This is a genomic window from Paenibacillus sp. 01T422, from assembly GCF_056398785.1.
In genome coordinates this window covers 1-14,220 of sequence record NZ_JBFTQB010000039.1, presented here as the reverse complement: position 1 = coordinate 14,220, position 14,220 = coordinate 1, and the positions used below count along the sequence as shown (strand labels likewise).

General features: G+C 47.1%; 15 protein-coding genes and 1 pseudogene. 14 read left to right on the top strand and 2 right to left on the bottom strand.

All coding sequences use genetic code 11. From position 1 onward, the window contains the following. Positions 1–27: 27 nt before the first annotated feature. From AC1DUA_RS03920 to AC1DUA_RS03895, 6 genes are all read left to right on the top strand, one after another. The gene (locus tag AC1DUA_RS03920; protein WP_477498482.1) at positions 28–912 is read left to right on the top strand and encodes an ABC transporter ATP-binding protein; all 885 of its coding nucleotides are present in this window, start codon (positions 28–30) and stop codon (positions 910–912) included. Between the two features lie 171 nt (positions 913–1,083). Further along, the gene (locus AC1DUA_RS03915) at positions 1,084–2,379 is read left to right on the top strand and encodes a homocysteine synthase (protein ID WP_477498481.1); all 1,296 of its coding nucleotides are present in this window, start codon (positions 1,084–1,086) and stop codon (positions 2,377–2,379) included. A 193-nt stretch (positions 2,380–2,572) separates the two neighbouring features. After that, the gene (locus AC1DUA_RS03910; RefSeq protein WP_477498480.1) at positions 2,573–3,424 is read left to right on the top strand and encodes a M15 family metallopeptidase; all 852 of its coding nucleotides are present in this window, start codon (positions 2,573–2,575) and stop codon (positions 3,422–3,424) included. A 102-nt stretch (positions 3,425–3,526) separates the two neighbouring features. After that, the gene (locus AC1DUA_RS03905) at positions 3,527–4,540 is read left to right on the top strand and encodes a Gfo/Idh/MocA family protein (protein ID WP_477498479.1); all 1,014 of its coding nucleotides are present in this window, start codon (positions 3,527–3,529) and stop codon (positions 4,538–4,540) included. Between the two features lie 34 nt (positions 4,541–4,574). Next, positions 4,575–5,528 (top strand): cupin domain-containing protein, encoded by a 954-nt coding sequence (locus tag AC1DUA_RS03900; protein ID WP_477498478.1) that lies wholly within the window; start codon positions 4,575–4,577, stop codon positions 5,526–5,528. Between the two features lie 69 nt (positions 5,529–5,597). Continuing rightward, positions 5,598–5,753, top strand: a complete 156-nt coding sequence (locus AC1DUA_RS03895; protein ID WP_477498477.1) for a hypothetical protein — start codon at positions 5,598–5,600, stop codon at positions 5,751–5,753. A gap of 272 nt (positions 5,754–6,025) precedes the next feature. Here AC1DUA_RS03895 and mtnA read toward each other — a convergent pair whose 3' ends face one another. Beyond that, positions 6,026–7,102 (bottom strand): S-methyl-5-thioribose-1-phosphate isomerase, encoded by a 1,077-nt coding sequence (mtnA, locus tag AC1DUA_RS03890; RefSeq protein WP_477498476.1) that lies wholly within the window; start codon positions 7,100–7,102, stop codon positions 6,026–6,028. Then, positions 7,099–8,325 (bottom strand): S-methyl-5-thioribose kinase, encoded by a 1,227-nt coding sequence (gene mtnK / locus AC1DUA_RS03885; protein ID WP_477498475.1) that lies wholly within the window; start codon positions 8,323–8,325, stop codon positions 7,099–7,101. Before mtnK ends, mtnA begins: the two co-directional genes overlap by 4 nt. 200 nt (positions 8,326–8,525) lie before the next feature. On the opposite strand from mtnK, the gene AC1DUA_RS03880 reads away from it, so the two are divergent. From AC1DUA_RS03880 to AC1DUA_RS03845, 8 genes and pseudogenes are all read left to right on the top strand, one after another. After that, on the top strand, positions 8,526–8,984 hold the full coding sequence (locus tag AC1DUA_RS03880; RefSeq protein ID WP_477498474.1) for a Dps family protein: 459 nt from the start codon (positions 8,526–8,528) through the stop codon (positions 8,982–8,984). 100 nt (positions 8,985–9,084) lie between these two features. Then, positions 9,085–9,261 (top strand): hypothetical protein, encoded by a 177-nt coding sequence (locus AC1DUA_RS03875; protein ID WP_477498473.1) that lies wholly within the window; start codon positions 9,085–9,087, stop codon positions 9,259–9,261. A 116-nt stretch (positions 9,262–9,377) separates the two neighbouring features. Next, positions 9,378–9,947 (top strand): DUF1802 family protein, encoded by a 570-nt coding sequence (locus AC1DUA_RS03870; RefSeq protein WP_477498472.1) that lies wholly within the window; start codon positions 9,378–9,380, stop codon positions 9,945–9,947. 165 nt (positions 9,948–10,112) lie between these two features. Beyond that, positions 10,113–10,943, top strand: coding sequence for a Fe-S cluster assembly ATPase SufC (gene sufC, locus AC1DUA_RS03865; RefSeq protein WP_477498471.1), 831 nt, complete (start codon positions 10,113–10,115; stop codon positions 10,941–10,943). Between the two features lie 57 nt (positions 10,944–11,000). Next, positions 11,001–12,296 (top strand): Fe-S cluster assembly protein SufD, encoded by a 1,296-nt coding sequence (sufD, locus tag AC1DUA_RS03860; RefSeq protein WP_477498470.1) that lies wholly within the window; start codon positions 11,001–11,003, stop codon positions 12,294–12,296. Next, the gene (locus AC1DUA_RS03855) at positions 12,293–13,519 is read left to right on the top strand and encodes a cysteine desulfurase (RefSeq protein ID WP_477498469.1); all 1,227 of its coding nucleotides are present in this window, start codon (positions 12,293–12,295) and stop codon (positions 13,517–13,519) included. The genes sufD and AC1DUA_RS03855 overlap by 4 nt, the downstream gene beginning before the upstream one ends. Next, positions 13,506–13,940 carry a Fe-S cluster assembly sulfur transfer protein SufU gene (gene sufU / locus AC1DUA_RS03850; RefSeq protein WP_161408979.1) on the top strand — a complete coding sequence of 145 codons (435 nt, stop codon included), beginning with the start codon at positions 13,506–13,508 and terminating at the stop codon, positions 13,938–13,940. Before AC1DUA_RS03855 ends, sufU begins: the two co-directional genes overlap by 14 nt. A 66-nt stretch (positions 13,941–14,006) precedes the next feature. Continuing rightward, positions 14,007–14,220, top strand: a pseudogene (locus AC1DUA_RS03845) (Fe-S cluster assembly protein SufB); the annotation flags it as partial.

The following is a 14,220-nucleotide window of genomic DNA, read 5'->3' as shown; positions in this document are numbered from 1 at the left end:
GCCATTAAGCTTGGGGAGGATTAAGGGATGATTCACTGTGAAAATTTGGTTAAAATTTATAAGGCAGCCGATCTTGAAGTCGTTGCTTTGCAAGGGCTTGACCTTCATGTTGAGGAAGGGGAGCTGATGGCGATTATCGGAAACAGCGGCAGCGGGAAATCGACGTTGCTGAATATGCTGGGAGGGCTGGATCGGCCMTCAGCAGGTAATCTCCGTGTGGATGGGAAGGATTTGCTGAAATTTAAGGAATCCGATCTGGTTAAGTATAAAAGGGAAACAGTTGGCTTCGTCTGGCAAAATAACGCGAGAAACCTGATTCCTTATTTGACTGCTTTGGAAAATGTGGAGCTGCCCATCCTTCTCCAGGGGCGACGCAAGCGTCACCGCGCTTTGGATTTGCTCGAAGCTGTAGGTCTAAGCCATCGTAGAAACAATAAGCTCAATGAGCTTTCTGGCGGAGAGCAGCAGCGTGTCGCTATTGCCATTGCACTTGCGAATCAGCCCCGGCTCTTACTGGCGGATGAACCTACAGGGTCTGTCGACACGAAGATGGCGAATCAAATTCTCGATTTGTTCCGGGAGCTGAACCGCAGTTTTGGATTAACCGTTGTGATTGTTACGCATGATCCGCTTTTGGCCAAGAAGGTAGATCGGGTGGTTGCGATTCGGGACGGCAAAACGTCCTCGGAGATTCTGCGGCGCAAATCCTATCAAGAGGAGTTGCTCGAGCTTGAGCAGGGGATTCTGGCTGCCGAAGAGGATTCTCATGTTGAATATGCCGTCGTTGACAAGGCGGGTAGATTGCAAATTCCAGCTAATTTCCTCGATTCGATTGGAGCTTCCCGGACGAATAAGGTGCGCGTTGCTATGGAAGATGGACGGATCGTATTGCTTCCGCCAGACAAAGAGTAGAGGGAAATCGGCAGGAACTCTCTCTTTCAATGAAACAAGTATAGAAAATAATGCCAGTATGGTATATTGACTATAGCTCCATATTTCCATTAGAATAAATACATACTAATCCAGTAGGAATTATCGATTTTAAGTCAACGAATCCATTCACCATCCAAGGAGGCATGTGCAATGTCAGATTCCAAACGCCAGTACTTACCGGAAACACTAGCCATTCATGCAGGTCAAGAGATCGATCCTACAACCAATTCAAGAGCTGTTCCGATTTATCAAACAACGTCTTATGTATTTAACGATACGGACCATGCAGCCAATTTATTTGCGCTCAAAGAGTTTGGTAATATTTATACGCGAATTATGAATCCAACAACGGATGTTTTTGAAAAGCGGATTGCTGCACTGGAAGGTGCTCCAGCGGCTCTTGCCGTAGCATCTGGGCAGGCTGCCATTACGTTTGCAATTTTGAACATTGCGGAAGCTGGAGATGAAATTGTCTCGGCTTCGTCCTTGTATGGCGGCACTTATAATTTATTTTCAAATACATTACCTAAGCTCGGAATTAACGTTAAGTTCGTTGACCCAAGCAATCCCGAGAATTTCCGCAGCGCCATTACCGACAAAACGAAAGCGGTTTACGCTGAGTCGATCGGCAATCCCAAAGGGGATATCCTTGATATCGAAGCTGTGGCGGCTATCGCACATGAGAATGGCATTCCATTGATTGTTGATAATACATTCCCAAGCCCATASCTCTTAAGACCAATCGAGCATGGCGCGGATATTGTTGTGCACTCGGCAACTAAATTTATTGGTGGCCATGGAACTACGATCGGTGGCGTTATTGTTGACAGCGGCAAGTTCGACTGGGTGGCAAGCGGCAAATTCCCAGGTTTGACGAAACCTGATCCGAGCTATAACGGCGTTGTCTACACCGATGCGGTAGGACCAATTGCGTACATTATCAAAGCAAGAGTTCAGCTGCTTCGCGATTTGGGTGCTTCCCTTTCACCGAACAGCTCGTTCATGCTCTTGCAAGGACTGGAGACGCTGCATTTGCGTCTGGAACGCCACAGCACGAATGCCCTGAAGGTGGCTCAATATTTGGAGTCTCATGAGGCAGTGGAGTGGGTTAGCTATGCCGGACTGGAAAGCCATCCTTCCTACAAGCTTGCTCAGAAGTACCTGCCTAAGGGTCAAGGGGCTATCTTAAGCTTCGGGATCAAAGGCGGCGTTGAAGCAGGTAAGAAACTGATTCATTCCGTTGAGCTCTTTTCACACTTAGCCAATGTTGGAGATTCCAAATCACTTATTATTCATCCAGCCAGCACAACACACTCCCAATTGAGTGAACAAGAACAAATTTCTGCAGGCGTGACCTCTGGACTTATTCGTTTATCCGTTGGAACTGAAGCAATTGAAGATATCATCTATGATCTAGAGCAGGCGATTGCCGCAAGTCAGGCTTAACCAAACTCTGGAAACCGATTAAACTTGTAACCACCATCCGTTCCGCATAAAATATGAGAAGGCTGCGATTTAGGCGCAAAACCTAGATGGCAGCCTTTTTACGTTGAAATTCGACTTCATGCAACTTTTATTAGAGATGAGAAGTCTATTTCATATGTCAGTTTTTCAACTTCAGGGAGGCATTAATTTAAGCATGAACAAAAAGACAAAATACTCGCTCGCCTTACTCGTAGCGTTATCCATACTATCGGGATGCAGCAGCAAAGAGAAGGATGTACCAAGCACGAGCCCTTCGGCCAGTGCGACGACAACGGCTACGCCCAATACGGCGACTTCCACATCAACGCCTGAGGCAACGGCAACAGCTTCGCCGCAAACAAGCGCAAAGCCCGCTCAAAGCCCGTCGGCTTCTCCGAAGACATCCAGCACGCCTTCCAAAGGTGATGGACTTCAAGTCATTGCCAAGCCGGAGAGTGTGACGGTCCTCGTGAACAAACAGTTCTCACTTCCTTCGAGCTACGAGCCGACGGATTTGGTCTATCCGGATATTCCTTTTACATTTGCGGAGAAGATTGAAAAACGCAAAATGCGCACTGCCGCGGCAGAAGCAATTGAAAAGCTAGTTGCAGGCGCCAAAAAGGATGGTATCAGTTTAGCGGGCGTTTCAGCCTATCGCTCATATGCAACGCAGAAGTCGCTATTCCAACGTTACGTTCTGAAGGATGGCGAGGAAAAAGCGAAAACGTACAGCGCTGTGCCAGGAACAAGTGAGCATGAAACAGGACTTGCGATCGATGTATCCGGCAGTGACGGGAAGTGTGCCGCAGAGGATTGCTTTGGAGGGACCAAAGAAGCGAACTGGCTGGAGAAGCATGCCCAGGACTACGGATTTGTTATCCGTTATCCCAAAGGAAAAGAGAAAATTACCGGGTACCAATATGAGCCATGGCACATTCGTTATGTAGGTACGGATACGGCTAAGGATATGGTAGCCAAAAAGATGACCATGGAAGAGTACTACAATGCGGTACCTGTAAGTAAATAAATTGATGTCGTTATTTTGCACCCTCGTCTGTCGTTAATTCGAAATTTATCAAGCTGCCAAGGCATGTTAAAATGAAGCCAAGTCACTTATTTGGAGGTTAACATGATTAAAGTAGCAATGTTAAGTTTTTGGCACGTGCATGCAAGAGACTATGCAAAACAGGTTACCGAGCACAAAGATACCGAGATTGTAGCGGTGTGGGATGAAATTCCTGAGCGCGGACAAGCAGAAGCGTCACAGCGTGGTGTTGCCTTTTATACGGATCTTGCTGAGTTACTGGCAAATAAGGATATTGACGGCGTCGTTGTAGACACACCGACAAACATGCACCGTGATATTATGGTCGCTGCTGCAAAGGCAGGTAAACATATATTTACGGAGAAAGTTGTTGCTCCAACGTTACATGAAGTGAATGAGATTCTAGATGCGGTTAATGAAGCTGGTGTAACTTTGACGGTTTCATTGCCGCGTTTGAATCCAACGTATACATTAGCTGTACAAGAAATTATCGCGAAGGAACTGCTAGGTTCGATTACGCTCGTGCGCACTCGTTTATCCCACAATGGCGGTATTTCAACAGAGGCGAATCMGAAAGGCTGGCTGCCTGAGCATTTCTACAATGCTGAACAATGTGGCGGCGGTGCGTTAATCGATCTTGGTTGTCATCCGATGTATTTAACTCGTCTATTCTTGGGTCTGCCTGAGGCTGTAAGCGCTTCTTATGGGTATGTGACGGGCAGAGAAGTTGAAGATAATGCTGTAGCTACGCTTCAGTATGCTAATGGCGCTCTAGGCATCGTAGAGGCTGGCTTTGTGAACGCTCATTCACCATTCGTGATTGAAGTTCATGGTACCGAAGGCAGCGTGCTGTATTCCGATCATGACGGAAGAATTCTGCTGCGTACTAGGAAGCTTGCTGACGCTGGCTGGACAGCTTACGAGAACGGTCCGACAGAGAAGCCGTCTGCTTTTGATCAATGGGTAGACCACATTCAAAACGGAACAAAAGCTACTGAAAATATTCAGCTGGCTGTGGACTTAACCAAGTTGATGGAGGCTTCCAACCGCTCTGCGAAATCCAAACAACAAGTACGTATTGATTCCTTAGCTCAATAATAACTGATCTGTACACGATGGAAAGAGGTTCAGCATGAGTCAGCCCTTTTACTTTGAACCGATGCTTGAAAATCCCACAGCACTCGATCGCTTGGACTTGCGCTTTCGATGGGGATCTTACGGAATCCGTGTACTTCGCTGCCATCTGACCTCCTTTCCGGCTGGTACGCTAATCGATTTCCATCATCATTCTGAATTCGAGTTTCATTACATCCCTAGCGGGAAAGGCATAGTTATCCTAGATGGGGTCACCCACCCTTTGCAGGAAKGGATGCTGTATGTGACAGCTCCAGGTGTGTCGCACCGTCAAGAGGCGGATGAACACGAAAAAATGGATGAGTTGTGTTTGCATGTGGACTTTGTGCGGCTGGAAGAGCCTTCATTGGCTGTAGGAGACTCTGGGAGCGAGTCACAGGCTTGGGGAGAAGCATGGGAGATCGCGGAGGCAGATGCTTGCATCAAGCAGCTAAGCGAGCTTCCGCATATCCCTGCCTTTGACCGGCAGGAAGCGATGAAATGCTTTCTGGTCGCTTTTGAAGCTTGGCGGGACAACCAGCTTGGACAATATACGATCATCAAACAATCGATTATCCAGATGTTGCTGAGAACGATCGGCGCTTACAAAGCGGATCATCAAGGGCTCGATTTGCCAGCACGCGACATGAAAAGCTACCGCTATCAGCTTGCCGTACAGTTCATCGAGGACAACTTCCGGCGTCCATTGACGCTTGAGGGCGTTGCTGATCGGCTGCAGATCTCCTCGCGACAGCTTCAGCGCATCTTTAAGGAGCAGGCGAACATATCCTTCAGTGAATACCTGGAGCAGGTTCGCTTGAAACATGTGTGCACAGAGCTGCTGCAAACGACTATGACCTTGGAGAAGATCGCCGAGAAAAGCGGCTTTGCTTCCAGTAATTATTTGCATTATGTGTTCAAAAAAGCGCATGGTGTCACGCCGAACCGGTATCGTGAACGCCTGCATGGATAAGAAAAAGGCTGTTCTCGCCGTTATCGTAGTTGAAATCAACTAGGATACGGCAGGAATAGCCTTTTTTAATTGGTGACGACGAACCATGCTCTGCTGCTGCTGCTTCTGCCGGCAGCGATAGATGGAGAATCTACCGCTAATCGGAGCTACATCGAGTCACAGATGGGAATAGCTGCAGAAACTGCATCTAAATCATCACTTGCGGGCGAAAGTAGCTGGATTTGATGAAATTAACGTTTGAAATTCCAGTTAATTGAGCAAAAGTGGATCAGACGCGGGAATTAGCAGCAGTAATCGGCGTTACCAATAAGTCATCACTCCACTTAGCTGTCCATTGCCAAAGGGACGTCGATTCTGCTGGAATAGGGAATTATCGGCGTTCCTAATAAGTAAGCCACTCCACTCATTGGCGAGTGGCTAATGGACGTCGCCACCCCAGGAATAGATGGACTAAGTCTATTTTGCAAAAATTACTATACAAGCATAAGGGTGCTACCTTATTCGAAAAGCTTACGCAAGTTCTCCGCATATGGAGCACGAACGATGCCTTTTTCCGTAATAATCGCCGTTACGTACTCGCTCGGAGTGACATCGAAGGCAGGATTATACACTTTGACGCCTTGCGGTGCCGTACGTTTGCCGAAGCCTTGCGTGATTTCATCCTCATGGCGCTCCTCAATCGGAATGTCCCCGCCTGTAGGTGTGTTCAAATCGATCGTGGAGATCGGGCTCGCCACGTAGAACGGAATCCCGTGCGCTTTCGCCAAGACCGCCACGCTGTACGTGCCGATCTTGTTGGCAACATCGCCGTTAGCGGCTACGCGGTCGGTTCCGACGATGACCGCCTGGATCCAGCCCTTGGACATGACCGCTCCGGCCATGTTGTCACAGATCAGCGTCACGTCGACGCCGGCCTGCTGCAGTTCAAAGGCTGTAAGCCGCGCGCCTTGCAGCACGGGCCGAGTCTCATCCGCGAACACTTTCAGGTTCACGCCTTTTTCCTTAGCCAAGTAGAACGGCGCTAGCGCCGTGCCGTACTTGGCTGTCGCAAGACCGCCGGCGTTGCAGTGCGTTAGCACGCCGAAGCCATCCTCGAACAGCGTCAGCGCGTGTTCGCCGATCTGGCGGTTCGTCTCCTCGTCTTCCGCTTGAATCTTCTGCGCTTCTCCCAGAAGCGCAGCCTTGAAAGCGTCTGCGCTAACGCCAGCCGCTGCCAAACTGCCAGCCTGCGCTCTCATCCGATCGAGCGCCCAGAACAAGTTCACGGCTGTCGGACGGGACGTCGCCAGGTAGTCCGCTTGCTTCTGTACTTCCGCCAGAAGCTCATCTACTGCAGCATCTACGTTGCGGATGCCTAGATATACACCATACGCGGCGGCGATTCCGATAGCCGGTGCCCCGCGAACTTTCAAGTGACGAATCGCTTCCCACACCTCAATTGGTGTTTCCAGCGCCAAATACACAATCTCTTCTGGCAGCAAACGCTGATCTAATAGATCAAGCTGCTGACCATTCCAACGCAAGGATTGTAATGCACCTTGCTCCTCTAAACCTTCTAAGTTCTTATTAGTCATAGAACGAATCCTCTTTCTGCTGCTGATTCTTTGGTGACGATGGCAATTAGCTCATCGATAGAAGCCACTTGTCGGTTAGCGCGAATAAAGCTTGTACCGATCGCTAACGCCAAACGCTGAGCACGTTCTCTAGCAGCGCTATCTTCAATTTTATCAATATCTGCGACATGAGCAAGTCCTACGATACGGCGCACCATTTTTGCACCTGTGAAGCCCGCAGTATCCTGAAGCAGGTTTTTAATGAAATAGTCTTGGTAGCCAGGCGCTTGGAAGACACGATCTACACCATGCTCATTCCACAACGCGCGGAAATTCGCTTCAAAATGCGTCCATACCTCTTTCACAGTATTCAACAAATAAGCACGGTACGCTTCACGGCTTTCGTGATCCTTGCTCCAACCTTCTTGACCAGCAAAGTTAAGAATCAAATTCGCGAGCACAGCTCCGATATCGAAGCCCATTGGTCCGTAATAAGCGAATTCTGGATCGATGACTTTCGTGGAGTCAGGTTTGATGAAAATACTTCCCGTATGCAAATCGCCATGAAGCAGCGCTTGCGCGTTCGTCAAGAATTTCTGGCGAAGAATTGCGACTTCGAAGTGAAGCTCGCTGTCCGCCCATAGCTGCTCTGCCGCATCGCGGATATGATCTTCAAAGCTATTCGTATCGGCATCACGGTATGGATCGTCGAATATCAAATCCTCCGTAATTTTGCAAAGCTCAGGATTGATGAAGCGGCCTAGTTGGATTTTCTTTTCCTGTTGATTTTTGCCTAAATCCGAGGTGAAAAATAACGTATTTGCCATAAAACGTCCAATATGCTCGGCAAACAGCGGGTATTCGTTCCGTTCAATTAGCCCTCTGCGCATAATGATGTGATCGCTTAGATCCTCCATCACTGTCAGCGCGAGATCCGCGTCATAAGCATATACATGCGGCACAAGATCCGGTACTAATCCTTCTTCAATAATTAGCGCTTCGCTCTCAATCCGTGCCCGGTCAAGCGTCAACGGCCAGGATTCTCCGACAACCTTTGCATATGGCAGGGCTTGTTTCAAAATAATGCTTTTCCCTGAAGCTATTTCCGAGATGCGAAAAACGAGATTTAAGTTGCCGTCGCCGATTTCGTGGCTGGTCAGTTCCGATCCGGGTTGGAACAAATCCGGGATTTGACGAGCGTATTCGATCGCTTGAGCTTCACTTAAAGGATGATATGTAGACATGTTTTGCCTCCTAATGAGTCATTGAAATTAATTCCAACTAGTTTACTGTGTATTAATCGTCTTTCCCTAGTATAAGGCAAAAAGGGGCCGCTTGAAATACTCTCTTCGGAAATGTTGCACAAATTACATAATATCGGCCCAAAGAACGCAAAGTAACGTGTATATGCTGTACCGAAAATAACAACTAGGAGGCACTTCTCATGGCAACAACGACTCTAACATCGGCTCAATCTATCCAAACCGTTCTGAATAAGCAAATTGCGAACTGGGGCTTGCTTTTTATTAAGCTGCATAACTTTCATTGGTACGTAAAAGGAAACCAGTTTTTCACGCTGCACATCAAATTCGAGGAATTGTATAATGAAGCAGCTCTGCATGTAGATGAACTTGCTGAGCGTCTTCTTTCGATTGGCGGTCAACCAGCGGCGACAATGAAAGCCTATATTGAACTGTCCTCCCTAAAAGAAGCGCAAGGAACCGAGACGGCAACCAAAATGGTTGAAGCCGTCATTGAGGATTTCACAATTCTCACCCAAGAGCTAAAGGCCGGTATGCAAGCCTGTGAAGAAGTACAAGACGAAACGACTTCGGATATGCTGCTAGCCATACAGACTTCACTGGAAAAACACCGCTGGATGCTGCAATCTTTCCTGGGATAGTCACAAGCAGTCAGCCCCTTTACAATTTCTTTAAGCTGGAAAAACATGAGCCTAATGATACTTCGTTATACTAGTAGCAAATTCGCTTTCGGAGGATCTAATGATGATGAAAATCCTGAATGTGCTGCTGGTAATGGCCGCGTGCTTTTTCTTATTCTTCATGGCTTTCGAGGCGGAGTCTCCCGGGAAGAATGCAGACCCTAATCCGATGAAACAGAATCAAACACAGTTTGCCCGTATACAACAATCGTATTACGCCGAAGATGTAAATAAGTAGACTTAGGGATGGCCTGAGAGCCATCCCTTTCTTTTCGCCTTTTCATGCCGTGTTGTTTTGCTTCTCCAAATTCCTTATAATAAATGGATTATTGGGATAACAAGGAGTTGGCGTCGGTGGACAAACCAAAGGCCTTGAAAGAGTGGGCTTCGGCTATCAAAGCACTGGAAGACGGCACACAGATTTTTATTATGCGCAAAGGGGGTATTGTTGAGGAAACAAGAGATTTTCAAGTCGAATCCAATGATTTTTTTCTATATCCTACTTACGAGCACCAGAGAAAAGATTTACTCAAGGAAAGTTATCGAAATGTGATGGATGAAACATTGGTCGGTTGGAGTGCTCAGGATGACCAGATTACWATCCGTTCGTATGCCAGGATGATCGAGGATATTGAGATCAGTGATGGAGAACTGTTGAATAAACTGTATCCTTATCACATTTGGACGGAAAATTTCACGGACGAGAGATTGAAGTGGAAACGAAAAAATCCGCTGCATCTCATGCTCTTAAGAGTGTATCGACTGGCAGAACCTATACATATTCCAATTGAGCAAGCCTATATTGGCTGTAAGTCAYGGATTGAGCTTGGGGCTGAAACACCGCCCGAATCCTCGCTAGTTCCGGTTTTGAGCGATGAGGATTTTGCTGCGCAGGTTGCTGAAATCAAGCAAACTTTGTCGTAAGAAAATGGTTGCATTTTCACAAAATGCCCACCTTTTTGAAGCAATTGCCCTTTCTTGATTTGACATAGTAAGTTATAATAGAATTATTCTAATGAGAATCAATGATAATCATTTTATGATTATCGTTTATCTAGTACATTTAAACATTATGGAGGCTTAAAGAAAATGGCAAATTCACCAACATTTACAATAGACGGTCTTAGAGCGAACGTCGAAGGAAAGGAAATTTTGAAAGGGTTAAGTCTTGAAATCAAAGGCGGAGAAATCCATGCTATCATGGGACCGAACGGTACAGGTAAAAGTACGCTTGCAGCCGCTTTGATGGGTCACCCGAAATATGAAGTAACGGAGGGTTCTGTTACTTTAGAGGGCGAAGATGTTTTGGAAATGGCTGTTGACGAGAGAGCACGCGCTGGTTTGTTCCTAGCTATGCAATACCCGAGCGAAATCACTGGCGTAACGAACGCTGACTTCTTGCGCAGCGCAATTAATGTACGTCGTGGCGAAGGCAACGAAATCTCATTGATCAAGTTTATTCGCCAAATGGAAGCGAAAATGAAACAGCTTGAAATGAACCCTGAGTTCATGCACCGTTACTTGAACGAAGGTTTCTCCGGCGGTGAGAAAAAACGTAACGAAATCCTGCAAATGCTTTTGCTTGAGCCTAAATTCGTTATTCTTGACGAAATTGACTCCGGTCTTGATATCGATGCATTGCGTATCGTAGCTGAAGGCGTTAACGCTATGCGCAGTGAAGAGCGCGGCTTCTTGATCATTACGCATTACCAACGTTTGCTCAACTATGTTAAACCTGATTTTGTACATGTTATGATGCAAGGTCGCATCGTGAAATCCGGTGGTCCAGAGCTAGCTGAGCGTCTGGAATCGGAAGGTTACGATTGGATCAAAGAAGAACTCGGCATCGTGGACGAAACGGTTGGCCAAGACGAGGAAGAATTCAAAATCCCAATGAACACGCCGGGGCCGAAGTACTAAAGAGAGGAGAGACTTTGATCTTAGGGTCAAAGGTCCTTATATATTAGGAGGAATACCATGAGTACTCAAACACAACTTTCCATAGATTCTAATGCTGTCATCGAGCTCTCCCGCAGCAAGCAGGAGCCGGAATGGATGACTGCCCTTCGTACAGAAGGGTTGGCATTAGCGAATTCTTTGGAATTACCTACGCTTGAAAAGACAAGAATTGATCGTTGGAGCATTTCCTCCTACGGTTCCTATAAAACGCCAACTCCTCTGACTTCCCTTGAGTCTTTGCCAGAAGTTGCGCAAGGACTAACGAACTCAGATAACCTGATTGTTCAACGCAACTCCGGAGTTGTGTACAATCAAGTTTCCGAAGAACTCAAGAAGCAAGGCGTCATTTTCACTGATTTGGAAACAGCGATTCGCGATCATGCCGATCTAGTGAAACCTTACTTCATGAAAGCTATCGAAGCGAACGAAAATCAATTGACAGCTCTGCACGCTGCGCTATGGAACGGTGGTATTTTCATCTACGTACCAAAAGATGTTCGTGTAGAAGTTCCACTTCAAGCGTTGTTTGTTACTGATGATGCTGAAGCTACATTTGCTCCGCACGTTCTGATTGTCGCAGAACAATTCAGCTCTGTTTCCTACGTGGATAACTTCGTATCTTCCTTGTCGGGAGCTGAACTCGTTCAGAACGGAATCGTTGAAGTATTCGCGAAACCGGGTGCACGCGTAAGTTACGCGTCCGTTCATAACTTTGAAGAGTCCGTTACGGATTTGACTTACCGCCGGGCTATTCTTGAGAACGATGCTAGCATTGCGTGGGTAGTTGGGGAAATGAACTACGGGAATACAATGTCGGATACGACATCTATCCTGAGAGGCAAAGGGTCTGATTCCGATGCGAAAATCATTTGTGTTGGTACGCATGAGCAGAAGCTTAACTTAACAACACGCGCTGTTCACTGGGGCAAAGCCTCCACGAGCGACATGATTACACGTGCAGTTATGCGAGATGGCGCTACAGCAATCATCAACGGGATCACGAAGATCGAAAAGGGAGCACAAGGCTGTAACGGTCAACAAACGGAGAAAGTGTTGATGCTTAGCCCCAAAGCTCGTGGAGACGCGAACCCAATCCTTCTCATCGATGAAGATGATGTTAAAGCAGGCCATGCTGCGAGTGTTGGTCAAGTGAATGCCGAGCAAGTGCATTACTTGATGTCCCGCGGTATTACGAAAGAAGAAGCTCAGCGCTTGATCATTTACGGATTCTTGGCGCCAGTCGTTTCCGAAATTCCGATTAAGAGCGTTGAAGAACAGCTGCAAAGCTTAGTGGAGAGGAAGCTGGGACAATGAATACAGCCGAGATACGTGAACTTTTTCCCATTCTAAAACAAGAAGTGAACGGTCATCCACTGGTGTATTTGGACAGCGCTGCTACATCCCAGAAGCCCATTCAGGTGATTGAGGCACTCAAGCATTACTATGAATGGGACAATGCGAACGTACATCGCGGTGTTCATACCCTAGGTTCCCGAGCAACAGATGCGTACGAAGGAGCTCGAGCGAAAGTTGCTAAGTTCATCGGCGCATCCAGTGAGCAAGAAATTATTTTCACCAGAGGCACGACAACAGCCATCAATATTGTGGCAAGCAGCTATGCCAAAGCGGTACTCAGCGAAGGCGACGAAATCGTCCTCACGCCAATGGAACATCACAGCAATTTGATTCCATGGCAGCAAGCCGCTAAGGCAACAGGCGCCACTTTAAAATATATCCCTTTACAGCCCGACGGATCGATTTCACTGGCAGATGTAGAGAACACGATTACAGACCGTACCAAGATCGTTTCGGTTGTTTATGTTTCCAACGTGCTGGGTGTTATCAACCCTGTCAAAGAAATCGCCCAAATTGCCCATAAACATGGTGCAAAAATGGTGGTTGACGGCGCACAAAGCACTCCACACATGAAAGTGGATGTGCAGGATTTGGATTGCGACTTTTACGCGCTTTCCGGACATAAAATGTGTGGACCAACCGGAATTGGGGCATTGTATGGCAAGAAGGCCTTGCTCGAAAACATGGAACCCGTTGAGTTTGGCGGCGAGATGATTGACCATGTGGATCTGTATGAATCGACATGGAAGGAACTGCCTTGGAAGTTCGAAGGCGGAACGCCAATCATCGGAGGCGCTGTCGCACTTGGCGCGGCGATTGATTTTCTGCAAGAAGTCGGAATGGACAATATTTTCAAACATGATATTCAGCTCACGAATTATGCAATGGAACGTATGACTCAGATTGAAGATCTGACTGTTTATGGGCCAACTAGCAACCGTGCGGGACTTGTTACGTTTAATCTGGGTGATGTACATCCACATGATGTGGCAACTGTTCTGGATGCAGAGGGAGTAGCGATTCGTGCAGGCCATCACTGCGCACAGCCTCTGATGAGATGGCTTGAAGTAAGCAGCACAGCTCGTGCAAGCTTTTATCTATACAATACAGAAGAAGATATTGACCGTCTTGTGATGGCCTTACAAAAAACAAAGGAGTACTTCGGCCATGCAATTGGATGATTTATACCGTAGAGTCATTATGGATCACTATAAAACACCTCGTAACCGGGGGAAATTTGAGTCTGGTGAAGCGGTAACTATCGATCTGAACAATCCAACTTGCGGTGACAAAATTTCGCTGCAAATGTTGGTGGAAGATGGTATCGTGAAACAGGCGAAATTCACAGGCGAAGGCTGTTCGATCTCTCTATCTTCCGCATCCATGATGACGGATGCTGTCAAAGGCAAGACGCTCGAAGAGGCGCTGAAGATGGCGGAAGATTTTTCTGGCCTGATGAAAGGCGAATCTGTTGAATTTGAATATGAAGATATAGAGGCTTTATCTGGGGTGAATAAGTTCCCTGCGCGGATCAAATGCGCAACCCTGGCATGGAACGCTCTTCGCAAAGGTATTGAACATACCCAAAAGACCGATAACTAACGCTTTTAGCGATTGCATAGAACTTGTTATTGATCTGTAACCCAAAACGCTAAGGAGGAAATAACCATGGCAAAACAAATGCCAGATCTTGAAGATTATAAGTATGGTTTCCGAGATGAGCACAAATCGATTTTCCAGTCCGGAAAAGGTTTGACTCGTGAAATCGTTGAAGAAATCTCCAGAATGAAGGGGGAGCCTGATTGGATGCTTGAGTTTCGTTTGAAATCCTTGGAGCAGTTCTTCAAAATGCCGATGCCTCGTTGGGGCGGGAACATGGATG

Coding starts and splice junctions, on each gene's coding strand:
- AC1DUA_RS03910 (WP_477498480.1), top strand. CDS start 2,573: ATGAACAAAAAGACAAAATACTCGCTCGCCTTACTCGTAGCGTTATCC.
- mtnA (WP_477498476.1), bottom strand. CDS start 7,102: ATGACTAATAAGAACTTAGAAGGTTTAGAGGAGCAAGGTGCATTACAA.
- mtnK (WP_477498475.1), bottom strand. CDS start 8,325: ATGTCTACATATCATCCTTTAAGTGAAGCTCAAGCGATCGAATACGCT.
- AC1DUA_RS03880 (WP_477498474.1), top strand. CDS start 8,526: ATGGCAACAACGACTCTAACATCGGCTCAATCTATCCAAACCGTTCTG.
- AC1DUA_RS03875 (WP_477498473.1), top strand. CDS start 9,085: ATGATGATGAAAATCCTGAATGTGCTGCTGGTAATGGCCGCGTGCTTT.
- sufC (WP_477498471.1), top strand. CDS start 10,113: ATGGCAAATTCACCAACATTTACAATAGACGGTCTTAGAGCGAACGTC.
- sufD (WP_477498470.1), top strand. CDS start 11,001: ATGAGTACTCAAACACAACTTTCCATAGATTCTAATGCTGTCATCGAG.
- AC1DUA_RS03855 (WP_477498469.1), top strand. CDS start 12,293: ATGAATACAGCCGAGATACGTGAACTTTTTCCCATTCTAAAACAAGAA.
- sufU (WP_161408979.1), top strand. CDS start 13,506: ATGCAATTGGATGATTTATACCGTAGAGTCATTATGGATCACTATAAA.